The sequence below is a fragment of the Pseudofrankia asymbiotica genome (assembly GCF_001983105.1).
GTDB classification, from domain to species: Bacteria; Actinomycetota; Actinomycetes; order Frankiales; family Frankiaceae; genus Pseudofrankia; species Pseudofrankia asymbiotica.
Genome location: NZ_MOMC01000013.1, coordinates 85,348 through 110,816 on the forward strand (window position 1 = coordinate 85,348; position 25,469 = coordinate 110,816).

Sequence of the window (25,469 nt, forward strand, 5' to 3'; positions counted from 1 at the left end):
GCCTCGACTCCGCCGCATGCCTGCCGGACGTCGCGACGTGTCGACATTACGTAGTTAGGGACCGACATTGCGCAGCGCCTCCCGTCTGGAGAGCGGGGAGAGCCGGTCCGCCCGCGCGGCTACGTAGCGGCGGACCTCGTCGGGATCCGTCCAGGCGTACTGGCGCAGCGCCCAGCCGATGGCCTTGCGGAGGAAGAAGTCGGGATCGTCGAGGTTCGCCTCGATGCAGGCGTGGAGYAGGTCCAGGTCCGTGCTCCTCTTCGCGCCGAGCTGGCAGATGATCGACGTGCGGCGCAGCCAGCGGTCGGGGTCGCGGCTCCAGCGCAGCACCACGGGCCGCAGGATCTCGGGGCTCGCGGCCAGCAGCGGGCCGACGCGACGCGAGGCGAGCTCGTCGACGTAGTCCCACCAGGCACCGGTGACGATCATCTCCTGGTAGAGCGGCAGCACGTCCGGGGTCCAGTACGCCAGGTAGGGCCGGTAGCCGGTGAGCGCGATCGCGGCGTAGCGCTCCTCACGGAAGCCCGCCTCGCGCCAGAGCCGCAGCGCCGCCGCCCGCCACTCCGTCTCCGTCTCCAGCCGGTGCGCGGCGAAGACGGGCCGCAGCGCCAGCTCCCTCGGCGGCTTCGGGACGCCGAGGCAGGGCATCGAGGACTTCATGTAGGCCCGCATCGCCGGCGCCTTCGCCGGGTCCGCCGCCGCGGCCAGGGCCGCGCGCGCCGCGTCGACCAGCCGGTCCACGGCCGAGGAGGATTCCACGGCCGAATTGTCTCCCGCCAGGCCGGCGCCCCTGGATCCCACCGGATGGTTCTGGAGCGGGGCCTGTGGCCCGAGCCGCGACAGAAGCGATACTTGCGACGAATCCCCGACGAAGCGTGATGGGTGGGTCGCATGGGGCGCTGGCGTCGGCTGTGGCGGACCGCCGAGAGTCCGCGCGTCGAGGACGGCCAGGCGGATGAACGGGCCACGACCCAGGTGGGCACGTCGACGGTCCCGGACCTGTTGGCGCGTCCCGCCGCGACGTGGCCTCTCGGCGCACCGGCCTCGGACGAGATCGGGTCGGCGCGGCAGCCGACCAGGTCGCCACCCAGCTGGGCACGGCTACCGGCCTGGGTACGGCTGCCGGCCTCGATACGGCCGCCTGGCTGGACGCCACGACGCGGCCGCACGCTGCTCGGAGCAGGGCTGGCCGTCGCGCTGGTCGCGGCCACGACGGTCGTCCTCACTGTCACGCCCACCGGCAAGCGCTGGGCCTGCGGCCAGCTCGAGCTGGGGTGTCCCCCACCGTTCCGGGTCGCGGTGCGGGCCGACCCAGACGGGGCCAGCCCAGGCCTCGCGCCCGGCCCGAGCGCGGTCGCGCCCGGCGCGGGCGCGCCAGCGGCGGGAACCGCGAGCTACCTGTTCAGCGGCGACCCGCGTGGTCTCCGGCCGCCGGGCGGCCGGGAGGACTGCCGCGGGTGGGCCGCCTGGGCGGCCTCGATCGGTGCCGCGTCGGCGGGCGCCACCCCGCTGCGCCTCGACGTCACCGCGACCGGAAACGACCTGGTGCGCGTGGTCGGCTTCACGCTCCGGGTCAGAGAGGAGATCGGGGTTCCTTCCCTCGCGAGATCCGCCCCCGCCAGGCTTTCGCTTACCTGTACCGCCTCGTCGGGCGCGGGGGTGCCGGGCGCGCGGCAGCCGGAGACGGAGCGGGCCGCCGAGGTGGCGCTGAACCTGGACTACCGCCTGTTCACCTCCCAGGACCCGGTCGTCGCCCTGCCAGAAGACCAGGCTCGGCCGATCGCGCCCGGCACCGCGACGGCGTTCGCGCTCACCACGACAACGACCACCTGTGACTGCCGCTGGCGGGTCGAGGTCGAGCTGCGGGTCGGCGACGAGCGGAAGGTGGTCACCGTCGGCCCCGACGGCGCGCGCCCTGGCACCGCGGCCGACAACCCCGACCAGCCGTCCTTTGAGACGACCACCGAGGAGTCGGGGGGCATCCCCGTTCGCTACCTCGCCGGCCGGTGGCAGCTGGACCTGCGGAACGTGGCGACCACCCCGTTCTCGTCCACCCAGGACTGCCTGCTCGCGTCCACGCCCGAGGTCATCGCGGCGCTGGACTCGGCGGGGGTCACGGCGAGAAGCACGGCCCAGTTCGGCGCCTGGGCAGGCCAGGAGCCGGACGATCACGGCACGAGGGAGACGGCGCTCTGCTCGTGGCGGCTGCCGTCCCCCTTGACGGATCTCGGCGCCGTCTACCTCGAGGGCCTCACCATGGCGGACGAGGCCGCGGCGCGCGCCGAGCTCGCCATGATGCGGGAGGCGTCCCCTGTTCCCCTCGTGGATGAGTGTGGCTTCCTGTCCGACGGACCTCCCGCCGCCATGACGGCGGTCAGGGGCGTCGGCGACGAGGCAGCGAGCGTTCCCGGCCTGCTGATCGCCCGAGCGGGCAGCCGGATCGTCGCCGTCAAGCTGTGCGCCCCCGCGGGCCCGGGCGCGGATCCGACCAGCGCGCCGGCGGTGCCCGGCGACCCGGCCGCTCTCAGCCAACTGGCCCGAGCGGTCCTGGCCAGCACGTGGTGACAGGCGTCTGAACGGCGGTGGCGGGGAGGATGGGCGGCATGCGAGCTGCTCATACCGTGGCCCAGGTACGCGCCGCCGAGGCGCCGTTGTTGGAAGGTCTGCCGCCGGGAGCGCTCATGCAGCGGGCGGTCCATGGACTGCTCAGCCACGCGGTGCGGCGGCTGGGCCGGCGGGTGTACGGAAGCCGCGTCGTGGTGCTGGCGGGCGGCGGGGACAACGGCGGGGACGCGCTGTGGACCGGCGCGCGCCTGGCCGCCCGCGGCGCCCGGGTGGACGTGCTGGCCCCCGGCGGGACCCATCCGGAGAGCACCGCGGCGCTGATCGCCGCCGGGGGCCGGCTGCACCGCGTCGCGGCGCCGGGCGTCGCGGCGCCGGGTGACGTCCCCGCGGAGACGGCCGAGGATAACTCCGGCACGCTGCCGGACGAACTGGTCGCCACTCTGCTGACGCGGGCCGACCTCGTGCTCGACGGATTGCTGGGGATCGGCGGCCGGCCCGGGCTGCGAGGGGCCTACGCCCGCCTCGCGGAGCTGGCGCCGCCGGAGCGGACGATCGCCGTCGACGTGCCGAGCGGGGTCGACGCGGACACCGGGGCCGCGCCGGGCACCGCCGTGCGGGCGGCCCTGACCGTGACATTCGGGACGTACAAGCGCGGCCTACTGCTCGGCGACGGCGCCGCGCACACCGGGGAGCTGGCGCTGGTCCCCATCGGCCTGGACCTGCCGACCCCCGACCTGGTCGCGCTCGACGACACTGACGTCGCCGCCCTGCTGCCGGAGCCGGGGCCGGCGGACTCGAAGTACACCCGCGGCGTGCTGGGCCTCGTCGGCGGCAGCGACCGCTACCCGGGGGCGGCCGTGCTCGCCACCGGCGGGGCGCTGCGCGGCGGCGCCGGCTATCTGCGGGTCGTCGCCGAGGCTCGGGCGGCCGAGCACGTGCGCGGCGCGCATCCGGAGACGGTGGTGACCGTCATCGAGCCCGGTGACGCCGAGGCGATGCTCGCGGCCGGGCGGGTGCAAGCCTGGGCGTTCGGCCCGGGAGTCGTCCCCGACGCGGCCGCGCGCCGCCTGCTGGACGCCCTCATCGGCACCGACGTTCCGCTGTTGCTCGACGCCGGCGCCCTCGACCCGTTCGCCGAGGCGTTCGCCGCCGGTTTCCCGGCCGAGCCGGGCGCGGCCGCCGGGCGCGATGTCCTGGCGCGGCGCGGCGCGCCGGTGGTGCTGACGCCGCACGAGGGTGAGTTCGCCCGGCTCACCGCGACGGCGCTCGGCTGGGATGCCGCCGAGACCCGGCGGGAGCTGGCCGACGATCGCCTCGGCACGGCCCGCCGGGCGGCCGCGGCCCTGGGCGCGACCTTGCTGCTGAAGGGCAACCGGACGCTCATCGTCGACCAGGACGGCGCCGCCAGGGTGAACACCACGGGCACGCCATGGCTCGGCAGCGCCGGCACGGGCGACGTCCTCACCGGCCTCACGGGCTCCCTGCTCGCCGCCGGCCTCGGAGCGCTCGACGCGGCCAGCGTGGCCGCCTACCTGCACGGCATGGCCGGCCAGCTCGCCCCCCGCCCGCTGTCGGCCGCGGACCTTCCCGCGACGCTTCCCGCCGCGATCGCACACGTCCTCGCCGGTGCCGCCGGGTAGATGTCAGGCCGATGGGGGCGGTTGATATCCCAGTGGGCTGATATTCCCATGGGCTGATAGTCGGATCGGCATGCCTCAACCACGAGCTCCGAGCGTCGAGCGGGGCCTTGGCCCCCACCCGATCCGCCCCCGACCCAGATCGGGTCCGAACGTGACAGATCTGGATGTGCCCCGGATCAATGGGGAAGGCGGCATCATCGGATGGGCCAGTCGTGACCGACTGGCGACCGGCTGGCGACCAGCCGGGGTCGGCGAGCGGCGAGGTGGGCGGGTGGCGGGCGCGGGAACGGCGGTCAGTGGTCTCGCGCGGGGGGCCGCGGCGGGCGCCGTGGACCTGGTGAGTTCGGCGGCCGGCTCGAAGGCCGTCCGGCGGACGGGCGGCGGCCTGGGCCTGGCCGGGGCGGTGATCGCCGCCGGCCTGATCGCCGAGCGGCACGCGGTCAGGCGGGCGAGGGCCCTGCCGGACGTGCCCGCCCACCAGCGGCCAGGTCCTCTTCTGGGCCGCGCCACGACCGTGATCGCGACCGACGGCGTCCCTCTGCACGTGATTCTGAGCGGCCCGGCCGACGTCACCGCCGCGGCCGACGTCACCGCCGCGATGGGCGACACCGCCGTGATGGGCGACACCGCCGTGATGGGCGACACCGCCGCGGCGAGCGGCACCGGTGGCCTGAGCCGCGCCGATCACCCGGACACCGCGGAGCACAGGAACTCGGTCTCGGGCACGGAAAGGGTCGGGAGCACCGCCTACGACTCGAGCCACCCGAATCCCTCGTCACGACGGAGCCATCGGCGCCGGGGGGCGCCAGACGGTCCCACGTTCGTGTTCGTCCACGGGTTCTGCAACACGTCCGTGTCGTGGTGCTTCCAGCAGCGGGCGCTGGCGGACCTCGGCCCGATGGTGTTCTACGACCAGCGGGCGCACGGCCGATCCGGGCCGTCGGAGGTGTCGCGCTGCACGATCGACCAGCTCGCCGACGACCTGTACGCCGTGCTCGAGGCGACGGTGCCGAACCGGCCGCTGGTGCTGGTCGGTCATTCGATGGGCGGGATGACCATCCTTGGCCTGGCCGAGCGCCACCCGGAGCTCTTCGACGACCGCGTGGTCGCGGTGGCGCTGTTGTCGACCAGCGCCGGCGAGCTGGCGCGGGTGACGTTCGGTTTCCCCGCCGGGGTGACCGCGGCGGTCCGGCGGGTGCTGCCGGGGCTCGCCGTCGGCATGCGGCACACCCCGTCGCTGTTCGAGCGGGCCCGCCTGCGCGGCACCGACCTCGCGTACTCGATCACCCGGCGGGTCGGCTTCGGCACCACCGACGTGCCGCCGTCCGTGGTCGAGTTCCTGGAGGGCGAGATCGCCGGCACGCCGATCTCGGTGATCGGGTCGTTCCTGCCGACCCTGCTCGCCCACGACAAGCTGGCCGCCGCGGCCGTGCTGCGCAACGTCCCGACGCTGCTCATGGTCGGCGACCACGATCTGATGACACCGCTGCCGCACAGCCGCACGCTCGCCGACGCCCTGCCCGAGGCCGAGCTCGTCGTCGAGGAGGGCGCGGGGCACGCGCTGCCGCTGGAGCGGCCGGACGCGGTCAACGAGAAGATCCGTGCCCTCGTCGGCCGCGCGCACCCGGTGCGCCGCCCCCTCCTGCCCCGGCCACTGCTCGACCATCGGTAGGGCGGGCGCGGGGGCCCGCCCGGGATCAGAGCGGCAGGGTCGACGAGGCGGGCAGGTCCAGTGGGGATGGCGCCACGCCGGAAGCAACCTTCAGCGCGCCGAGGGCGGCGACCATCGCGCCGTTGTCGGTGCACAGGCCGGGCCGCGGCACGCGCAGCGTGATGCCGGCCGACTCACAGCGCTCGGCGGCCAGCGCACGCAGCCGGCTGTTCGCGGCCACGCCGCCGCCGATGACCAGCGTGTCGACGCCATGCTTGCGCGCCGCCGCGACCGCCTTCGCGGTCAGCACGTCGACGACGGCCTCCTGGAACGACGCGGCCACGTCGGCGACCGGCACCGGCTCACCCGCGCGGCGCCGCGCCTCCACCCAGCGGGCGACGGCCGTCTTCAGCCCGCTGAACGAGAAGTCAAAGGTGCCGTCGCCGGCCTTGCCCCGCGGGAACGGGATCGTCGGCGCGCCGTCGCGGGCCGCGCGGTCGATCGGCGGGCCGCCGGGGAAGGGCATCCCGAGCAGCCGCGCGACCTTGTCGTAGGCCTCGCCGGCCGCGTCGTCGACGGTGGCTCCGAGCGAGACCACCGGCGCGGCCGCGAGGTCCTCGACGAGGAGCAGCGACGAGTGGCCGCCGGACACCAGCAGCGCGATCGACGGCGACGGCAGCGGGCCGTGCTCGAGGGTGTCGACGGCGACGTGCGCGGCGAGATGGTGGATGCCGTAGAGCGGCACCCCGAGAGCGAGCGCGTACGCCTTCGCGGCCGCGACGCCGACCAGCAGCGCCCCGGCGAGGCCGGGGCCGGCGGTGACGGCGACGGCGTCGATGTCGGACGCCTTCGCGCCCGCCGTCGCCAGCGCCCGATCGATGGTCGGCACCATCGCCTCCAGGTGCGCCCGGGCGGCGATCTCCGGGACGACGCCGCCGTAGCGGGCGTGTTCGTCGACCGACGAGGCGAGCGCGTCGGCGAGCAGCACGCCGTCACGCACCAGCCCGACACCGGTCTCGTCGCAGGACGTCTCGATCCCCAGGACCAGCGGGGCCGGTCCTCGTGAGGGCGATGTACCCGAGGATGTACCCGAGACGGTCCCGGTCGGCGTCGGCCGAGTCATGGCGTTCCCTCCATGGGTCTGCTCGCCGGCGCGCCGGCGGCGCCCACCGCGCCGGGGTCAGCCGACTCGGCCGGCGGGGGGCCGTCCCTTCTGGTGAGCGCGGCCCAGGCCGCGTCAAGCTGGGCGCCGTAGCCGGGGGTGTCGATGGGGCGGGCCCGCATGACGTAGGCGTCGCCGCCGGACGGCTGGTAGTAGTTGCGGCGCACCCCGATGTCGACGAACCCGAGCCGGGTGTAGAGCGCGCGGGCGGCCAGGTTGTCGGTGCGCACCTCCAGTCCGCAGCTGTGTGCCCCGCGMCGGCGTGCCTCCAGCAGCAGCGCGACCATCAGCCGGGCACCGAGCCCGCGGCCCCGGCAGCCCGGGTGTACACCGACGGTCTGGATGTACGCCTCGTCGTCGGTGACCGCGAGCCCGGCATAGCCGACGATCCGGCCGTCCAGCAGAGCGGCGAGGTAGTGCCGGCTCRCTCCCTGGGCCAGCTCGGACCAGAACATCTCCGGCGTCCACGGGTCGACGTCGAAGACGACCCGCTCCATCTCGGCGACCTCGGCGAGGTGCCACCAGCGCAACGGCGTGAGCTCGACGGCGGGCGTGCCCGGAGGTGGCCCACCGCCGGCGTTCACCCGGTCACCGCCTTGGCCGGGCGCGGCTCGGCCACGTCCGGCCGCCGCAGGTAGATCGGTGTCAGCGGCGCGGGGGCGCGGCCGGCGAGCAGGTCGGGCGCCGCGAGCGCGGCGAGAACCGCCGGATCCGGGTACTGGGCCGCCGCCGCACCGGTGCCGGTGCCGGTGCCGGCGTGGGCCGCGGCGGCGTTCGCGAACGCGTCCGGGTAGAGCGCCAGCCCGGGCCCGACGACGCCGCCCACTCCATCGGCGCGCAGCAGGTCGGCGGCCCGGTCCGGCCGGTCGACCGCCGGGCCGGCGATCCGCTCACCGTCGGCGTAGGCCGCCCAGAACACCTCCCGGCGACGGGCATCGGTGACCACGCCGGTTCGTCCGCTCGTCACGGCGCCGATGCCGTCCAGCGAGCAGACGCCGTGGCAGGTCAGGCCCAGGGCGGCCGCGAAGGTGGCGGCCGTGACGATCCCGACCCGAAGGCTGGTGAACGGGCCGGGCCCCAGCCCGACGACCACGCCGGCGAGATCCGCCGGGGTGACAGCCGCCTCGGCGAGCGCGTCCCGCATGAGCGGGCTGAGCAGCTCCCCGTGCCGGCGAGCGTCGACGATCCGCCGCGAGGCCAGTGGACGCGTCGCTCCAGGTGGCGGAGCCGTGTCCGGCAACTGGACGAGCGCCACCGAGCAGGCCGGCGTCGAGGTGTCAAGGGCGAGCACCAACACCCGTCCAGCCTACGGACCGCGACCGGCGAGCTCCGCACCGATCCAGTGGCCCCGCCGCTCAGCCCGCCGGGTCAGCCGGTCGGGCGGGTCAGCCGGTCGGGCGGGTCAGCGGTGAGCACGGCGGAGAGGCGGGCCGACCAGCCGGGGCCGGTCGGCGTCAGGCGGACACGGCGGGCCTCGCCAGCCTCGTCGCCCTCGGGGCGTTCGATGTCGACGCGCAGGTGCTCCTGCGCGAGCTGCTCGACGCGGCCCGCGCCCCATTCGACGACGGTCAGCGCCACGTCGGTGTCGGCGTCAAGGTCCAGGTCGTCCACCTCGGCCACGCCGCCGAGCCGATAGGCGTCGACGTGCACCAGCGGCAGCCGGCCGCCGGCGTGGACCCGGGCGAGCACGAACGTCGGCGACGTCACCGGCCCGCGCACGCCGAGCCCGGCGGCGATCCCCTGCGCCAGCACGGTCTTGCCCGCGCCGAGCGGGCCGGCCAGCACGACCAGGTCCCCCGGCCGCGCGGCAGCCGCGACCCGGGCGCCCAGGGCCCGCATCTGTTCTGGCGTCTCGACCACGAGCGGGCCCGCCCAGGCGGGTGGCGCGGTGCCCGGCGACGCGTCAGACGAGCGTGAGGTCGTCATCCGCCCATCATCCATCCGCCCGTGCCGCGGGCGGCCGAGGACGCCCGGCGATCGGGCCAGCGGGTGGATGACGGCCGGCTGGCGCGATGGACGCCACGCGTCCCACTGGCCGACAGAGGCCGGCATGCCCGGCGGTCAGGGGTGGTCAGTGGGAGCAGCCGGGACCGCAGCCGCCGCCACTGGCGACGCCGCCGAAGGCGCCGCGGCCGGGGCGCACCCTGACCACCTTCGGGGCGGCCTCGGCCACCGCGGTCTTCTCGATCTGTTCACGGGTGGTCAGCGTGAGCATCACCGGCCCGCTGGCCCCGCCCGGCCCGGCCGCCGCCTCCTCGGGCTCGTCGAGCCCGCCCAGCTCCTCACGGTCGTCGAGCTCCTCAAGGTCCACGCCACCGGCCGGGCTGGTCGCCGCGGTCGGGTGCCGGCCGTCTCGTCGCCAGAGCCTCACGTCGCCCTACCTCCACCTTCTCGTCCGCCACGGACTCTCGTCCCGTTATGGACTCTTGTCCCGCTATGGACTCTCGTCCGGCTATGACGTCCCTGCCCCCACCGCCCACCGGCCCAAGCGCGCTTCCAACCTGACGGTAGGTCACTTCCACCGCCTCGTCTCGCCGACCTCGGACGTGACGGCGTTCCGCCACAGATCTGGCGGACCGGGCGCGGCGCGGACATGCTGGTCGGGATGCTGATCGCGTCCTTCCCGGAAGGAGGGATCACGTGGCGGGCACGGATGGTCCCTGGCGGCCCGACGACCAGGCCGGCTCTCCTGGATGGGATCACGTCGGCTCGGCGCGAAACCCCGACGACCCGGACAGCCCGCTCACGCGCCTGCTCGCCGCCGTGTCCGGGGCGGCCCGCCGGCTGCTCGCCCGGCCGGGTGGCCGGATCCTGGTCGCGGTGGGCGCCGTCGTGCTGCTCGCGGGCGCGGGCGGCGCCGTCTGGCTCGCCACGGCCGACCCGCGGCCCACCGGCCCCAGCTGCGACGGAGCCGGCGTCGTCTGCTCCCGCACGGCGCGGTTCGCCGCCCAGACGAACCCTGACCGCGCCATTCTGGACCTGTCCGGCGCCCCCGCCGTCGCCGGCGCCGTCGGCGAGAGCTACGTGACCACCCGCCCGGTCGACGCGCTGCCCCCGCCGCCCACCGGTGGCCGGGACGAGTGCGCGGGCCGGGCCGCCTGGGCCGCCTCGATCGGCGCGGCCCAGGCCGACGTCTCGCCGGTGCGCCTGGACGTCAGCGCCCGCCGGGACGTGCCGGTCCAGGTGCTCGGCTTCGCGGTCCACATCGACAGCAACCGCGTCGACGAGTCCGAGGGCGCCCTGCTCACCTGCACCGGGGCGGCGCGGCCGGACCAGTTCTCCCACCCGGTCCACCAGCTTCCGCAGGCGCGGGCGCTGGCCCGGGCCAGCGCCGCGCTGCTCGACCTCGCGCGCACCACCTCCGAGCTGATCCGGCCGCGGCCGGACGCCGCCACCATCACCGTCCCGCCGTCCCCGCGCACGGTCGAGGTGGCACCGGGGCACACCCAGTCGATCCTCGTCGCCGGCCTCGCGGGCGGCTGTGACTGCCGGTGGCGCCTCGAGGTCACGCTGGTGGTGGACGGTGAGCGGCAGGTGGTCACGGTCGGCCAGGACGGCGCCCGGCCCGGCCCGGCGGCCAGCAACCCGGGGCAGCCGCCGTTCCAGACGGTGTCGTCGACGCAGCTCACCCCGTACCGCTACCTCGAGGGCCGCTGGCAGCCAGCCGAGCTTCCCCTGGGCGCCAGCCAGCCGGTCTGCCCGCTGCTGTCATCCACCGAGATCGCGGCCGCGTTCGGCCGGCAGGCCCAGGCCTCCGACCCGTTCTTCCAGATCTACGCGCAGGAGAGCGAGAGCGTGGGCGCCTCCGGCCGGCCGGCGCACGCGGTCTCCTGCGCCTGGCAGGCCGACCCGGACCGATACGGCCTGGGCAACCTCGACGTCGCCGTGCTGGAGCTCGGGGATGGCGAGGCCGCCCGCGCCGAGTTCGAGGCCCAGCGGGCGATACTCGGGGACGAGCGGTCGCTGTTCGGCTGCTACCAGGGCACCGCGCCGGTCCCGGTCGCCGGAGTGGGCGACGACGCGGCCCGCACGCCGGGCAGGCTCATCGCCCTGGCCGGTAAGAAGGTCGTCCACGTCGAGCTGTGCTCCGCGCCGCTGCCCGATCCGAACCGGCCCCTGCCGTCCACGCCGACGCCGCCGTCGACCGCCTCGGGAGTACCCGGCGACCCGGCCACCCTTATCCGCGTGGCCCACGCCGCCCTCGCCGCATAGCGGCTCACGCGGCGCGGCGCGGCCGGTTGACTAGTGCTGTGTGAAGACCCGCTGCACCCGTGGACCGACGCCGGTCAGCAGTTCGTGAGGAACGGTCCCCATCGCCTCGGCTGCCTGTTCGACAGGAAGCGAGAAGCCGGCGTACTGGCCGAAGACGAGGACGTCATTGCCGAGATGGGCGTCGGGATGTTCGGAGATGTCGATCGCCATGGAGTCCATCGACACTGTGCCCGCGATGTTGCATCGCCGGCCGTTGACCAGAACGAACCCAACATTGCTGAATGACCGAGGCACCGAGTCGTAATAGCCCGCCGGAATGAGGGCTATACGCCGTCCGGGCACCGTGGCGCGGTATCGACCGCCGTATCCGGCCCAGTCACCGGGCTCCATGTCGTGGATCTCGACGATCCGGCTCACCAGGCCGATCGCCGGCGTGAGGCTGACCATCGCCGCGGTCGCCGCCGACGGATGAATCCCGTACAGGCCGATACCGATGCGGACCATGTCGAGCCGCGCCTCGGGAAAGCGCACCGTGCCGGCCGTCGCCGCCGCGTGCCGCAGCACGTTACGGAAGCCGAGCTCGGAGGCCGCCGCCCACACCTTCTGGAACTTGTCGAGCTGCTCCTGGGTGAGCCCGTCGTCCTTGGGGTCGTCGGCGCATCCCAGGTGGGTCATCAGGCCTGTCAGACGCAGACCAGTTCCGCCGATCCGCTTCAGCGCGTCGATGGCCAGGTCCGGGTGAAGACCGGTGCGGTGCATCCCGGAGTCGACCTCCAGGTGCGCCTCGATGGGGCGGCCAAGGCGGCTCGCCGTGCCGACGACCGCGTCCAGAACCTCCTGGGAGTAGGCCAGCGGCGTCAGGCCGTGCCGCACCATCTTCTCGATCTCCTCGGGCAGTCCGAGGAAGACGAGGATGGGCAGCTGGACCCGGGCCCGACGCAGCGCGATCCCCTCATCGGTGGTCGCCACGCCCAACCAGTCGACACCCGTCTCGCGCAGGCAGTGCGCCAGGCTGACCGGATTGGTGCCGTAGGCGTCGGCCTTGACCACGCCCATGAGCCTGGTGTGCGAGCCGACCATCTGGCGGAAGGCCGCGACGTTGCTGCGCACCGCCGCGAGGTCCACGAACATGCGCGTCGGCGCCGTGTTCTCCACCARCCGGCGCCATGCCCCGGTGACGAGGGTCTCCCGCACGGCGCACACGAACGCGACGTCGTCCGGCGTGAGCTCGGAGGCGACGAACTCCCTCATCCGGTCCGTGTCGGCGAACAACCGCGCACGGKGGGCGCCGGCCTCGGTTCCGAGCCCGGCCGTCACGGCCTCATGCGTCCTGGTCCGCAGACCGCAGACGACGTCCACCCGCTCCGCGAGCAGGATGGATCCCACTCGGCGCAGCTCCTCCTCGGAGACCTCCTGGTCGAGAGGATCGGCCAGCAGGACGAAGAGACGGCCCGTCGCGCCCAGCAACGTTCGCGCGGTCCGGATCGCGCTGCTGAGCGCCAGCGGGTCGATGGTCGCCACGTCACCGACGACGGTGGCGCCGTCGGCGCGACGCCACATCTCCATCCGCGTCGACGTCGGCGTGTAGTCCGCGAACGCGTCCAGCAGCGAACGAGGCTCGGCACCCAGCAGCGTCGCGGCCGACATGGCGAGCCCGATGTCGCCGAGCACCTCGCGCGACGGCGTCGGCAGCACGAGATCGCGCGACAGCCCGTCGGGGAGGGTGGCCGTGACCAGCAGGCCCTGCCGGACATGCGTGGGCTGGGACAGCCTTGGCAGCTCGGGGGACTCGCCGGCCACGACGACCGGAACGCCGGCCGCCGCCTCGGCCCAGCCCCGCAGCTCGGCGTCGTCGGCGCCGACCAGCACCGACCCGCCGGCCGGCAGCTCCGTCGCCATGGAGAGCAGCTCGCGCGCGTAGGACTCACGGTCCCCGAAGTTCTGCGCGTGCCGCGTTCCCAGGTTGGTGAGAACGGCCATGTCCGGTCGCACCATCCGCCGGAGGCGTTCCATCTCACCGGTGCGGGTGGCGGCGGCCTCGAAGACGGCGATCTCGGCATCCGGCGGACAGTCGAGCACCGAGAGCGCCACGCCGAGCTGGCTGTTGTAGCTGCCCGAGCTGCCATAGACGTGCCGTGTCGCGCCCATGGCGTGAACCAGGGCATCCTTGGTCACCGTCTTGCCGTTGCTTCCGATGATCGCCACCACTGTCGCGGTCAGCCGGGAGCGCCACCAGGCCGCCAGCCGCTGCAGCGCGGCGAGCGGATCCGGCACCGCGATCAGCGGACCGGACGCGGAGCCGGGAAGACCGAACCCAGCGGAGACGACCGCGGCGACCGCGCCGTTGTCCAGCGCTCTCGACACGAACTGGTGCCCGTCCAAACGACCCCGCAGGGCGAAGAACACGCTGTCCGACTGAAGCCGCTCGGAATGGATCGCCACGCTGTTGATGGACAGGTCGTCGTCATCGCCGGTGGCGAGCAGCTCACCTTCGACGATCGAGACCAGCATTCCCAACGGAATCCGATCCATTCGCCCTCCTTCACCCTCTGCCGCAAGACTAGAGCGCGTCTCCGAAGGTGGCGACCCAGCCTCCGCGACGAGGCAGCGGGCAGCAAGGACCAACCACGGGTGGTAGTCGCCTACCGGCAACCGGTGAGGAGAGCGGCCCCTCGACCACGGCGGTCGGTAGCGGGGCGACAGCCGCCACGACGGATGGCGGCCATGGTTCAGCGCAACGCGCCCAGAAAACGATCCATCCGTTCCAGCGCTTCCTCGATCAGCGGCAGGGCGGTCGCATAGCAACAACGGACATGCCCCTCTCCTGAGGGGCCGAAGACATGGCCGGGCACGACGGCCACCCGCTGCTCAACCAGCAACCGCTCCGCGAACTCGTCGGAGCTCAGTCCCGTCGACGCCACCGACGGGAAAGCGTAAAAGGCACCGTGCGGTTCCTCGCAGCTCAGTCCGAGATCATTCAGGCCCTTCACGAAGAACCGTCGGCGGCGGTCGTAGTCGACCACCATCTCGGTCACCTCTTCACGGCCGCCGCGCAGTGCCTCGAGAGCCRCCAGCTGCGACACGTGCGGGGCGCACAGCATCGTGTACTGGTGGATGCGGCCCGCGAGCTCGACGATCTCGCCCGGCGCGCAGAGGTAGCCGACGCGCCACCCGGTCATGGCGTAGGCCTTCGAGAAGCCGCCCAGCAGGACGGTGCGCTCACGCGCGCCCGGCAGGCTGGGGACGCTGACATGGGGGACGCCGTAGACCAGCTGCTCGTAGATCTCGTCCGAGATGATGTAGAGATCGTGGCACACCGCGAGCTCGACCAGAGCGGTCAGCGAGTCGATGGTCTGAACCGCGCCCGTCGGATTGGCCGGGGACGCGACGAGGATCGCCTTCGTCCGCTCCGTCACGGCCGCCTCGATCGCGCGCACGTCGATCTGGAAGCCGGCGTCGCCGGACGRCACCAGCACCGGCACGCCCCCGGCGAACGAGACGCACGGGCCGTACGCGACGTAGCAGGGCTCCGGGATGATGACCTCGTCGCCGGCGTCCAGCAGCGCGCGCAGCGCGATGTCGAGGCCCTGCGAGACCCCGGAGGTGATGAGGCACTCCCCGTCGGGCTGGTAGCTCGCGCCGCACCGCCTCTCGAGGTCGAGGCAGACAGCCTCGCGCAGCTCGAGGAGACCAGCGTTCGACGTGTAGTTCGTGTAGCCGTGCTCGAATGCGTAGATGGCCGCTTCGCGAACATTCCACGGGGTCGTGAAGTCGGGTTCGCCGACGCCGAGCGAGATCACCGAGTCCATGTTGGCCGCGATGTCGAAGAATCGACGGATGCCCGACGGCGGGCAGGCCGCGACGATCGAGTTCAGCGGTTTCATGGAATGACCGGGAGGCGACGGTCGGGCTCGGGGTCGAGGAAGAGCTCGCCGTCGTCCTTGTACGTCTTCAGCACGAAGTGAGTCGACGTCKATCTCACTCGTTCGATCGTCRCGAGCTTCTGCGCGACGAAGTCCGCCACCGTACGCATCGTGTTTCCCGACACGATGCACCGCAGGTCCTGGGTGCCGGAGATCAAATACACTGCCCGCACGGCGGGGAACCGCGATATCCTGGCCGCGACGTCGTCAAAGCCCACACCCCGCGCCGGGGCGACGGACACATCGATCAGAGCCGTGACCGTATCCGTGCCCTCAAGCTCCCGCAGCTTGTCATGGTCGATGACCGTCTTGTAGCGACGGATCACGCCACTCTGCTCCCACGACGCGATCTGGGCACGAATTTGTTCGACCGGCAGACCCGTGAGATCGCTTATCCGCTCGGGAGTTGCCTGCGCGTCGGACCGCAGAATCTCCAGCACTTCCAGCACCGGACCAGCGTACTCCGGGCCCCCACGACGGCGGCCCGCGCGCGTGGCGGCCCGCCAGGGAGCACGGACGACCTCGCACGCGGCCCGACATCCCATGGGCTCGGACGTCCGGCCACGCGACATCGCCCCAGCGCCCAGCAAGCGCAACCCGGCCACAGCAGGTGACGGCGCATCGGCGCAGCGCCAACCCGGCCACGTGGTCAGCCCGGTCCCGGCCCGACCACCGTCATATGCCTGTGCCCGGAACCACGCGGGGAGGGCGCCCAGCGCCCGACACGGGGCGAGCGCGTCCAGCGCCTCGCCCCCCACGGAAGCGGATCGTGCGGCAGGTGCGTAGGATTGGACGGTGATCATCAGGGTTTCCGGGGACGGTCCGCACGACGAGGTCATCCTCACACCGCTCGAGGCGGCCTTCACCGAGACCGCCTGCGCGGAGCTCGCGGGCGCCGAGACCTTCAGCCGCGGGGTCGGGCTCGCGCTCCTCGGCAGGGTCGCCGCCCTGAGGATCCGGCCGAGCGACGCCTCCGGAACCGTCGATGACAGCCGCGAGTTCACCGTCAAGCTGTCGGTGGGCGAGGACGGGCCGCACCAGGACTGCGACTGCGAGCTCGCGTCCGCGACGGAGCTGTGCCAGCACGGTGTCGCGGTCGCGCTGGCCGCGACCGGCCTGATCCAGGCCGACGACGACGAGGACGACCAGGACGACTACGTGCGCGCCGCCGTCGGCGTGTTCCTGGAGAGCCTGCCCAAGGCGGACTTCGTCGATCTGGTGCTCAGCCTCGCCGACGACAACGAGGATCTCGCGGACACCCTCTGGGACGAGACCGTCCGCTGGTACCACGACCGAGCCACCAGCGAGGCCGCCGACTAGCGGCGGGAAAGGCCGCTTCGCGGCCTTCCCGCCAACGGCTCTACTCGACCGTGACCGACTTGGCCAGGTTGCGGGGCTGGTCGACGTCGAGGCCGCGAGCGAGCGCCAGCTCGCAGGCGAAGACCTGCAGCGGGATCGTCGTCACCAGGGGGGCGAACAGCGACGGCGTCGCCGGCACCCGGATCAGGTGGTCGGCGAACGGCTCGACCTGGTGGTCGCCCTCCTCGGCGATCACGATCATGCGGGCACCGCGGGCGCGGACCTCCTGGATGTTCGAGACGATCTTGTCGTGCAGCACGGCCCGCCCCCGCGGCGACGGCACCACCACGACCACGGGCACGCCCTGCTCGACCAGGGCGATCGGCCCGTGCTTGAGCTCCCCGGCCGGGAAGCCCTCCGCGTGCATGTAGGCGAGCTCCTTCAGCTTGAGCGCGCCTTCCAGTGCCACCGGGTAACCCACGTGCCGGCCCAGGAAGAGCACCGCCTTCGCGCCGGCCAGGCTGCGCGCGAGCTCGCGCACCGGGCCGACGGTGCTGAGCGTGCGGGCGACCAGGTCGGGCATCTTCTGCAGCTTCTCGACATAGGCGCCGACCTCGTCGCCGTAGAGCACGCCGCGGGCCTGCGCGAGGAAGAGCCCGACGAGCAGGCAGGCGGCGACCTGGCCGAGGAACGTCTTCGTCGCCGCGACACCGACCTCGGGGCCGCAGCGGGTGTAGAGCACCGCGTCGGACTCGCGCGGGATGGTCGACCCGTTGGTGTTGCAGATCGCCAGGACCCGGGCCTTCTGCTCGCGGGCGTGCTTGACGGCCATCAGGGTGTCGAGCGTCTCGCCGCTCTGRCTGATCGCCACCACGAGCGTCGAACGGTCCAGCACCGGGTCGCGGTAGCGGAACTCCGAGGCCATCTCGACCTCGCAGGGCAGCCTGGTCCAGTGCTCGATCGCGTACTTGGCGATCAGCCCGGCGTGGTAGGCGGTGCCGCAGGCGACGATGAACACCTTGTCGATGTCGCGGAAGTCCTCGCCGGACAGCCGCTCCTCGTCAAGGACGATCGAGCCCTCCGCGGACAGCCGGCCGCGCAGGGTGTCGGCGAGCACCGCGGGCTGCTCGCTGATCTCCTTGAGCATGAAGTACGGGAAGCCGCCCTTCTCGGCGGCGCTCGCGTCCCAGTCGACGTGGTACGGGCGGCCCTCGACCGGCTCGCCGCTGAAGTCGATGATGCTCACGCCGTCGCGGCGGGCCTCGACGATCTGGTCCTGCCCGATCTCCAGCGCCGAGCGGGTGTGCGCGATGAAGGCGGAGACGTCACTGGCGAGGAACGTCTCGCCCTGGCCGAGCCCGATCACCAGCGGGCTGTTGCGCCGGGCGCCGATGACCACGTCCGGGAAGTCGCGGTGCAGCACCACCAGGGTGAACGCGCCGGCCAGCCGCTGGCAGACCCGGCGCACCGCCTCGGTGAGCGGGTGGCGCCCGCCCTCGGCGCCCTCGGCCGCCGCGACGGCGTTCGTCTCGCCCGTGCCAGGCCGGCCGAGCTCGGCCTCCAGCAGGTGCGCGACGACCTCGGTGTCGGTCTCGCTGACCAGCTCGTGCCCGGCGGCGAACAGCTCGGCGCGCAGCGCGGTGAAGTTCTCGATGATGCCGTTGTGGATGACGCCGATGGCCCCGGTGCAGTCGGTGTGCGGGTGGGCGTTCACGTCCGTCGGGCCGCCGTGCGTCGCCCACCGGGTGTGGCCCATGCCGGTCGTGCCGGCCATGCTGTCGCCGACGACGGCGCCCTCGTCGCTCTCGGCGAGCGCCTTCTCGAGGTTGGCCAGCTTCCCGGCGCGGCGGACGACCCGCAGCGCGCCCGCGCCGACCACGGCGATTCCCGCCGAGTCGTACCCTCGGTACTCGAGCCGGCGCAGTCCACCGAGGGCGACCTCGAGAGCGGACTGCTCCCCCACGTAGCCGATGATCCCGCACATGCGGCTCAGCGTACGCAGCCTGGCCGCCGCCGCGCCGACGGACCCGCGAGTCCGCGAGCGGTTGCGCGAACAGTCCGGACCAGAAGCGGCGAAGACCCCACCGTCCCCGTGACTCTTCTTACGGTTCGCGCGCCCCCGCGCCCGCCTGGGAAGGGATCGCGAGCTCCCGTTCGACGGCTTCGGCCAGATGGGTGGCGATCGCGCGGGCCTGGGCGTCGGTGGGCGCCTCGACCATCACCCGCACCAGCGGCTCGGTGCCGGAAGGGCGAAGCAGCACCCGGCCCTCGTCGCCCAGTTCCGCCTCGGCGCCGCGGACCGCGGCGGCGAGGCCGGGGGACGTCGACGCGCGCGCCCGGTCCACCCCGCGGACGTTGACCAGGACCTGCGGCAGGCGGGTCATCGCCTTGGCCAGCTCGCCCAGCGGCTGGCCGGTCTCGCGCATCCGCCCGAGCAGGGCGAGCGCGGTGAGCAGGCCGTCGCCGGTGGTGGCGTGGCGCAGGAACACCACGTGGCCGCTCTGCTCGCCTCCCAGCGCGATGCCCTGGCGGCGCATCTCGGCGAGGACGTACCGGTCGCCGACCGGGGTGGCGAGCACCTCGATCCCGGCCTCCCGCATGGCGTGGTGGAAGCCCAGGTTGGACATGACGGTCACGACCACCCGCCGGTCGGCCAGCTCGCCGCGCTCGGCCAGCGCCAGCGCGCACACGGCCATGATCTGGTCCCCGTCGACGACCTCGCCCACGGCGTCGACGGYCAGGCAGCGGTCCGCGTCGCCGTCGTGCGCGATGCCGACGTCCGCGCCGTGTTCCAGCACGGCGGCCCGCAGGCTCTCGAGGTGCGTGGCGCCCGAGCCGTCGTTGATCCGCTCGCCGTCGCCGTCGGCGTGCAGCGTGATGACGTCGGCGCCGGCGGCCCGCAGCACCCGCGGCGCGAGCGCCGACGCGGCCCCCTGCGCGCAGTCGACGACGACCCGCAGGCCGTCGAGCCGGACGGGCAGGGTGGACAGCAGGTGCTCGACGTAGCCGTCGATGACCTTGGCGATGTAGCCGGGCTCGTCGCGGACGCGCCCGACGGCGGCGCCGGTCGGGCGCCGCGCCGGCGGGGCCGCGAGCCGAGCCTCGATGGCGTCCTCGACCTCGTCGGGCAGCTTGTGCCCTTCCGCGGCGAACAGCTTGATCCCGTTGTCGGGCATCGGGTTGTGGCTGGCCGAGAGCATCACGCCGAGGTCCGCGCCGGTCGCGGCGACGACGTGCGCGACCGCGGGCGTCGGCACCACGCCGACGCGGACGACGTCCGCGCCCCTGGACGCGAGCCCGGCGACGACCGCCGCCTCCAGGAACTCGCCCGACGGCCGGGTGTCACGCCCGACCACCACCACGGGCCGGGCCGCGTCCGGCGCCCGGTGTTCCGTGAGTACCTCGACCGCTGACTCCGCCAGCCGCAGGGCCAGCTCCGCGGTCAGGTCCACGTTGGCCACGCCACGAACGCCATCGGTACCGAACAGCCGCCCCATGGGGGTCCCCCAAAACCAGTCGCACATCGCCGAGCACCATCAAGCCGAGCACACCGAGCACCTTCAAGGGCGCCAGCGGCGCGCGGGCCGCCGCGTCTGTGGCAGCGTCCGCGCCGCTCGCCGGCACGTCCCCGAAGCCCGGGCCGCCCCTCGGCCCCCGGCGTCACGGACCACTCCGGAACCGTGGGTGGAACCAGGCTCGCCACATCTTCGCCGACCTGGCTCCCGCTTCCTACCGAGCCCCGCCACGAGTCGTGTCGCGAGTCGTGTCGCGCGCGCGGACCCGGTCGCGGGCATGACAAAACCGCCCGTCACTCGACGGGCGGTTTTGCTGTGCCTGTAAGCCGTACCGCCTGCGTCCTGGCAGATCCGCGCCCTGCCCGTCGTCGAGCGAGGCCCGACGGGATCCGGGCGCCCCGTCGATCCCGGTCCCGGGACCGACGGGAACGAACCCTCGGAGCGAATGCCCGGCAGGCGATACGACCACAAGTCCGCCGAGGCGCCTCTCAGCGCGACGAACAGGCGGAGATTAGCGCTTGCTGTACTGCGGGGCCTTGCGGGCCTTCTTGAGGCCGTACTTCTTGCGCTCCTTGACCCGGGCGTCGCGGGAGAGGAAACCGGCCTTCTTCAGCGTCGGCCTGGAGTCGTCCTCGACGAGGAGGAGCGCCCGAGCGACGGCGAGCCGCAGCGCGCCGGCCTGGCCGGAGATGCCACCACCGTGCAGCAGGGCGACGACKTCGTACGTCTCGGCCCGGTCGAGAGCCTTCAGCGGCTCGTTGACCAGCTGCTGGTGCACCTTGTTCGGGAAGTAGTTCTCGAGGGTGCGCCCGTTGAGGGACCATTTCCCCGTGCCTGGCAGCAGGCGCACGCGGACAACGGCCTCCTTGCGGCGGCCGGTCGCCCGCGGGTTGCCCTGGACATCAGTCACGACAGCCACGTCGCGTTCCTTCCTTACKATTGGTGGTCGCGCGAGGCGCGACATCGGGGGTCCGGGGTTCCGGGGACCCGCGCCAGCGGATCTCCGGGAGAGATGCTCCCCCGGGCAGACATTGCGGCCCCCCGCGAAACTGACCGCGAGCGTTCCCCCACAGATCAGCTTCGCTGATCAGCGAGGACCCCTTCGGCGAACAGGGCAGGCCGGCTCGGTCCGCGGTTACTGCGCGACCTGGATGATTTCGAACGGCTGCGGCTGCTGTGCCTGGTGCGGATGCGTCGGACCCGCGTAGACCTTCAGCTTGCGGATCTGGGCGTGACCGAGCTTGTTCTTCGGGAGCATGCCCCTGATGGCCTTCTCGACCAACAGCTGCGGTCGGKTGTCGAGGAGCTCGCCGTAGCTGGTGCTGCGCAGACCGCCCGGGTAGCCCGAGTGGCGGTAGTACTGCGACTGCTCCCGCTTCGCCCCCGACAGCGCCACCTTRCCGGCGTTGATGATGATCACGAAGTCGCCGGTGTCAAGGTGTGGGGCGTAGTACGCCTTGTGCTTGCCACGCAGTAGCTGGGCAGCCTGGCTCRCCAGCTTGCCGAGGACGACGTCGCTGGCGTCAATGACATGCCACGCACGCTGGACATCCGCGGGCTTGGGCTGGTACGTGCGCACAGATCTGCCTTCTTGGTCGGGACGACACTCGCGATATCCACCCGGGTCCGACCCAACTGGATCTGCCGCCCCCGGCGGCGAGCGCGTCGAGAATATGAGGAACAGACACGTGGGCAGTCGTGTAGGGACAGTCATGTCACGTGTCGCAGTCCTTGAGGTTACCAGGCTTCGGACATCTCCCGTCGGCGGCGTCCCCGCGCCGCCCGTTCCGACGCCGTTCCGGCACTCGCTCCAGGGCTCGATGGCCGGCCCGGGCGATCGCCGGACATATCCGGCAGCGGAACCAACGTCTGGATGATCAGAATCGTCAGCTACCGTCAGTCGAATGAGCGGCACGGATCCAAGGCCGGACGCCGATCGGTACGACAGCGCGAGACCTGTCGGTCACGGCGGCGGGACCTACGACGCAGGGGCCTGGGCAGACCGGAACCCGATGGGCGGGCGGGCCCCGCGCGGCGGCCCGGAATCGCGGGACGCCCCGCGAGACCGGTGGACGTCGGCTCAGGGCCACCAGGCTCCGCCTGGCGGCTGGACGCCCGGCGATGACCCGTTGTTCGGCCGGATGCCCTCAGGACCGGCCACGGGCGGCCTGCCCAGGCCGCCCGGCCCGCCCGGCCGATTCGGCGGCGGCGAGTTCCCCGACGGGGACCATGCCAGCCCGGACGGACCGCGCGAAGCCGGCCCTGGCTTCGCCCGTGCCTGGCACAAACGCGGCGGCCTCCGCCGAGGCGGCGAGGACCAGGACAACCAGGCGAGCCTCGACGAGGGGTTCGCTGACGACGGACTCGACGACGGCTTCGACGACGACGGCTTCGATGACGGCTTCGATGACGACGGCTTCGGTGAGGCACCGTTCGCCGACGAGACGATCAACAGCGAGGCGGCATCGCGCGGGCCCGGCTTCGACGAAAGCCCCGACGAGGGTGAAGAGCCGGACGACGGCGAAGAGCCGTATGTCCGGGTGGGCGGCGGGAGTTTCGGTGCCGGTCCCCGGACCGGCACCGGGACCGGCGGCCGGTTCGGCGCCCGTGGCGCGCGTTTCGCGGCGCGGCGCTCGCCGGACGGCCCGCCCGACGAGGACTCCTATGACGACGAGGGGGAGCCGCTCGCCGACCGGACCGGCGGGAAGCCGCGACGGAAGTGGCAGCTGCTGTTCGTCGCGATCGCGGTCCTGGCGGTGGCCGGCGTGACGTACCGGACGATGACGGGCTCCCAGAGCGGCGGTGACACCCCGGCGGCCCCGGTACCCACGGTCAAGGCGGTTCCCGCCGACTTCCTGAACTCCGCCGCGACGGATGCCGACCCCGTCACCGAGAACGAGTTCTTCCGGGACGCCACGGTCACAGCTGGAAGCCATACCTACACCAGGATCGCCCGCAAGCTCGACACCGGCTGTCCCGACCTCACCGGCCAGCTCGGGAGCGCGCTCGACCACCCGGCCGCGCCGATGCCAGCCGCGGCCCCGACGCCCGGACCCACCTCCGTGGCCGCCGCGGCGGCACCCGCCTCGTCGGCCGGGCCGGCGTCGGTCGCGCCGCCCTCGGCGGCGCCCACGATCACGGGTCCAGCCTGCCGCCAGGAGGTCCGGGCGCTCTACCTCGGTGAGCCCGACAAGAACGGGCGGCGGCTGCTCGCCGGCGTGAGCGTCCTTGTCGTCGACAACGCCGACACCGCGAGGCAGACCGCCCAGATGCTCGAGACGCGCCAGGGTGGGGTGAGCCCGCTGCCGCTGCCCGAAGGGGCGCTGCCCGGCGCGAAGATCACCGGGCCGAACGGTGACAACGAGCTGCGGGCGGCGTTCGGGGACGGCCACTACGCGATCATGGTTCAGCTCGCCTACTCCGACGGGAGCGCTGGCGCGAAGAACGACAAGCAGCCCTCCGACGGCGCCACAGACCTGCACGCGCTGGCGAAGCAGCCGCTCGACGAGCGGATGCTGCTCGGCCGCGGCTACCGAGGCTGACCCCTCCTCTGCACCCGCGCCCTCGGTACCCGCGCCCTCTGCACCCGCGCCCTCTGCACCCGCGCCCTCGGGCCCCGAGCCTCAGCCAGACAGGGTCGGCGAGACGCGGACCGCGCGGGTGGCCTCGGCGCGGGCCGCCAGCGCGGAGTCGGGTGGGTAGCGCACCTCGACGAGCGTGAGCCCGTGCGCGGGCAGGACGGTGACACCCGGGTCGCGCACGGCCCTGGCCAGCATGTGGGACACCCAGCCGGGCGGGCGCCGCCCCTCACCGACGGCGACCAGGGCACCGACCAGGGCCCGGACCATCGAGTGGCAGAACGCGTCCGCCTCGACGTCAGCGGTCACGACCCCGTCCGCTGCGCGGCGCACGTCCAGGCGCAGCAGGGTCCGGATGGTCGTCGCCCCCTCCCGGCGGCGGCAGAACGCGGCGAAGTCGTGCTCACCGAGCAGCACCAGGGCGGCCCGCCGCATCCCATCGGCATCCAGCGGGCGCGGCCAGGCCAGCGTGTCGTGTCGGCGGAGCGGATCGGCCCCGTAGGACGCATCGCTGATCCGGTAGGCATACCGCCTGGACAGGGCCGAGAACCGGGCGTCGAACCCGCGTGGCGCCGGCGCGAGACCCGTGATCCGGACCGCGCGGTCGAGCACTCCGTTGAGCCGGCGGGCAAGCCCGCCGAGCGGGACCTCCGCGGGGATGTCGACGTGCGCCACCTGCCCGATGGCGTGCACCCCGGCGTCCGTCCGACCCGCGACGGTGAGCCGTACCGCGGGCAGCCGGGCCACCCGCATCAGGGCGTCCTCCACCTCGCCCTGGACGGTCCGTYGCCCCGGCTGACGTGCCCACCCGGCGAAGAGCGTCCCGTCGTAGGCGATGTCAATCCGCAGGCGCTGGAGGCCGTCCGCGCTGAGGCTCGTCAAGGCGGCTCGTATCTCCTTGCTTCCCGCGCTTCCCGCACTTCCCGCGGCTGTCCGAACGATCCGCGTATCCATCGGCGCGCAGGACTCTGTGAGCTTGGTGCCTGTGGGCTTGATGCCTGCATTGATCACAGACAGCTCGCCGGGACCTGGGAAGTGCTCATGGTCGCACCTTCGGCCGCTCGTTGTCAGCCGGGGTCGCGCCCGCCAGCACCACCTACCTGGGTGCCCACCCAGGTAGGCCCACGCACGTCAGCGGGTACCGACGCCGGGCGGGCGCAAACGGCGAGAGCCCGCCTCCCTCGCGGGTGACGGGCTCCCAGAGCCGTCAGGCTGGCCCAGCCGGGCCGTCTCGGCCGGCCCCCGCCCGCCCACAAGAGCTGGGCGGGCAGGCCGGCCGAGACGGCGCTCGCGCTCAGGCGTCCTTGGCGTCGCCCTCGGTCGTTTCCTCGGTCGTCTCCGTGGTGGCGGGAGCCTCGGTCGCCTCGGACTCGGTGGCTGTGGCCTCCGCGGCCTTGGCCTCCTCGGCCTCGACCGCGACGGCCGCCGCGGTCGGCGACTCCTTCGCCAGGTCGGCCGCGGCCTCGGCGGTCGCGCCTGTCGGGGCCTTGCGGCCGGCGAACTGGGTGCCGCGGGCGCGCTCGGCCTCGGCGACGGCCGACTGACCGACGGTCAGCGCCTCAACCAGCTCGATGCGGGCCAGCTGGGCGTTATCACCCTTGCGGAAACCGACCTTGGTGATGCGGGTGTAGCCACCGTTGCGGTTCTCGTAGCGCGGGCCGATCTCGGTGAACAGCTCGTGCACGACCGACTTGTTCCCGATGACGCGCATCACCTGCCGGCGAGCGTGCAGGTCACCGCGCTTCGCGAAGGTGATCAGGTGCTCGGCGTACGGGCGCAGCCGCTTCGCCTTCGTCTCGGTCGTGGTGATCGCACCGTGCTCGAACAGCGCGGTAGCGAGGTTCGCGAGCATGTGCCGCTGGTGCGCCGGGCTACCACCGAGCCGAGCGCCCTTTGTCGGAGCAGGCATCGAGTTCCCTCGTTC

21 protein-coding genes are annotated in these 25,469 nt (G+C 73.4%); 6 read left to right on the forward strand and 15 right to left on the reverse strand.

The features are described 5' to 3' along the window. Positions 1–54: 54 nt before the first annotated feature. On the reverse strand, positions 55–759 hold the full coding sequence (locus tag BL253_RS06560; protein ID WP_081438056.1) for a DNA alkylation repair protein: 705 nt from the start codon (positions 757–759) through the stop codon (positions 55–57). A gap of 132 nt (positions 760–891) precedes the next feature. On the opposite strand from BL253_RS06560, the gene BL253_RS06565 reads away from it, so the two are divergent. From BL253_RS06565 to BL253_RS06575, 3 genes are all read left to right on the forward strand, one after another. Then, complete coding sequence (locus BL253_RS06565) at positions 892–2,565, forward strand: hypothetical protein (RefSeq protein ID WP_076814465.1); 1,674 nt, start codon at positions 892–894, stop codon at positions 2,563–2,565. Positions 2,566–2,603: 38 nt separating this feature from the next. Beyond that, the gene (locus BL253_RS06570) at positions 2,604–4,205 is read left to right on the forward strand and encodes an NAD(P)H-hydrate dehydratase (protein WP_076814467.1); all 1,602 of its coding nucleotides are present in this window, start codon (positions 2,604–2,606) and stop codon (positions 4,203–4,205) included. A 271-nt stretch (positions 4,206–4,476) separates the two neighbouring features. After that, positions 4,477–5,877: an alpha/beta fold hydrolase gene (locus tag BL253_RS06575; RefSeq protein WP_076814469.1), complete on the forward strand. Its 1,401-nt coding sequence runs from the start codon at positions 4,477–4,479 to the stop codon at positions 5,875–5,877. 25 nt (positions 5,878–5,902) lie between these two features. Here the strand turns inward: BL253_RS06575 and tsaD are convergent, their stop codons facing one another. The 5 genes from tsaD to BL253_RS06600 form a co-directional block, all read right to left on the reverse strand. Further along, positions 5,903–6,979 carry a tRNA (adenosine(37)-N6)-threonylcarbamoyltransferase complex transferase subunit TsaD gene (gene tsaD, locus BL253_RS06580; protein WP_241834579.1) on the reverse strand — a complete coding sequence of 359 codons (1,077 nt, stop codon included), beginning with the start codon at positions 6,977–6,979 and terminating at the stop codon, positions 5,903–5,905. Continuing rightward, positions 6,976–7,602: a ribosomal protein S18-alanine N-acetyltransferase gene (gene rimI / locus BL253_RS06585; protein WP_076814471.1), complete on the reverse strand. Its 627-nt coding sequence runs from the start codon at positions 7,600–7,602 to the stop codon at positions 6,976–6,978. Before rimI ends, tsaD begins: the two co-directional genes overlap by 4 nt. Continuing rightward, entirely contained in the window at positions 7,599–8,315 is a 717-nt protein-coding gene (tsaB, locus tag BL253_RS06590; RefSeq protein ID WP_198946193.1) for a tRNA (adenosine(37)-N6)-threonylcarbamoyltransferase complex dimerization subunit type 1 TsaB, read from the reverse strand. The genes rimI and tsaB overlap by 4 nt, the downstream gene beginning before the upstream one ends. 71 nt (positions 8,316–8,386) lie before the next feature. Next, positions 8,387–8,944, reverse strand: coding sequence for a tRNA (adenosine(37)-N6)-threonylcarbamoyltransferase complex ATPase subunit type 1 TsaE (gene tsaE, locus BL253_RS06595; protein ID WP_081438057.1), 558 nt, complete (start codon positions 8,942–8,944; stop codon positions 8,387–8,389). Positions 8,945–9,089: 145 nt separating this feature from the next. Then, entirely contained in the window at positions 9,090–9,389 is a 300-nt protein-coding gene (locus BL253_RS06600) for a hypothetical protein (protein WP_076814475.1), read from the reverse strand. A 269-nt stretch (positions 9,390–9,658) separates the two neighbouring features. Here BL253_RS06600 and BL253_RS06605 point away from each other — a divergent pair, with 269 nt between their 5' ends. Beyond that, positions 9,659–11,230, forward strand: a complete 1,572-nt coding sequence (locus tag BL253_RS06605; RefSeq protein WP_076814476.1) for a hypothetical protein — start codon at positions 9,659–9,661, stop codon at positions 11,228–11,230. A 30-nt stretch (positions 11,231–11,260) separates the two neighbouring features. Here the strand turns inward: BL253_RS06605 and alr are convergent, their stop codons facing one another. The 3 genes from alr to BL253_RS06620 form a co-directional block, all read right to left on the reverse strand. Next, entirely contained in the window at positions 11,261–13,855 is a 2,595-nt protein-coding gene (gene alr / locus BL253_RS06610) for an alanine racemase (protein WP_131831452.1), read from the reverse strand. Positions 13,856–13,959: 104 nt separating this feature from the next. Next, positions 13,960–15,114, reverse strand: coding sequence for an aminotransferase class I/II-fold pyridoxal phosphate-dependent enzyme (locus BL253_RS06615; RefSeq protein WP_076814480.1), 1,155 nt, complete (start codon positions 15,112–15,114; stop codon positions 13,960–13,962). After that, on the reverse strand, positions 15,111–15,602 hold the full coding sequence (locus BL253_RS06620; protein ID WP_076814482.1) for an Lrp/AsnC family transcriptional regulator: 492 nt from the start codon (positions 15,600–15,602) through the stop codon (positions 15,111–15,113). Before BL253_RS06620 ends, BL253_RS06615 begins: the two co-directional genes overlap by 4 nt. A gap of 346 nt (positions 15,603–15,948) precedes the next feature. Between BL253_RS06620 and BL253_RS06625 the strand changes: the two genes are divergently transcribed. Beyond that, complete coding sequence (locus tag BL253_RS06625) at positions 15,949–16,473, forward strand: SWIM zinc finger family protein (RefSeq protein WP_076814484.1); 525 nt, start codon at positions 15,949–15,951, stop codon at positions 16,471–16,473. 40 nt (positions 16,474–16,513) lie between these two features. On the opposite strand, the gene glmS is transcribed toward BL253_RS06625, so the two are convergent. The 4 genes from glmS to rplM form a co-directional block, all read right to left on the reverse strand. Next, positions 16,514–18,436 (reverse strand): glutamine--fructose-6-phosphate transaminase (isomerizing), encoded by a 1,923-nt coding sequence (glmS, locus tag BL253_RS06630; RefSeq protein WP_076814486.1) that lies wholly within the window; start codon positions 18,434–18,436, stop codon positions 16,514–16,516. Positions 18,437–18,554: 118 nt separating this feature from the next. After that, the gene (gene glmM, locus BL253_RS06635; RefSeq protein ID WP_076814488.1) at positions 18,555–19,949 is read right to left on the reverse strand and encodes a phosphoglucosamine mutase; all 1,395 of its coding nucleotides are present in this window, start codon (positions 19,947–19,949) and stop codon (positions 18,555–18,557) included. A 529-nt stretch (positions 19,950–20,478) separates the two neighbouring features. Then, positions 20,479–20,886, reverse strand: coding sequence for a 30S ribosomal protein S9 (rpsI, locus tag BL253_RS06640; protein WP_076814490.1), 408 nt, complete (start codon positions 20,884–20,886; stop codon positions 20,479–20,481). A 216-nt stretch (positions 20,887–21,102) separates the two neighbouring features. After that, on the reverse strand, positions 21,103–21,546 hold the full coding sequence (gene rplM, locus BL253_RS06645) for a 50S ribosomal protein L13 (protein ID WP_076814493.1): 444 nt from the start codon (positions 21,544–21,546) through the stop codon (positions 21,103–21,105). A gap of 562 nt (positions 21,547–22,108) precedes the next feature. Here rplM and BL253_RS06650 point away from each other — a divergent pair. Continuing rightward, entirely contained in the window at positions 22,109–23,509 is a 1,401-nt protein-coding gene (locus tag BL253_RS06650) for a hypothetical protein (RefSeq protein WP_131831453.1), read from the forward strand. An 81-nt stretch (positions 23,510–23,590) separates the two neighbouring features. Here BL253_RS06650 and truA read toward each other — a convergent pair whose 3' ends face one another. Next, complete coding sequence (gene truA, locus BL253_RS06655) at positions 23,591–24,427, reverse strand: tRNA pseudouridine(38-40) synthase TruA (protein ID WP_076814497.1); 837 nt, start codon at positions 24,425–24,427, stop codon at positions 23,591–23,593. A gap of 412 nt (positions 24,428–24,839) precedes the next feature. Further along, on the reverse strand, positions 24,840–25,454 hold the full coding sequence (rplQ, locus tag BL253_RS06660) for a 50S ribosomal protein L17 (RefSeq protein WP_076814499.1): 615 nt from the start codon (positions 25,452–25,454) through the stop codon (positions 24,840–24,842). Between the last annotated feature and the right edge of the window lie 15 nt (positions 25,455–25,469).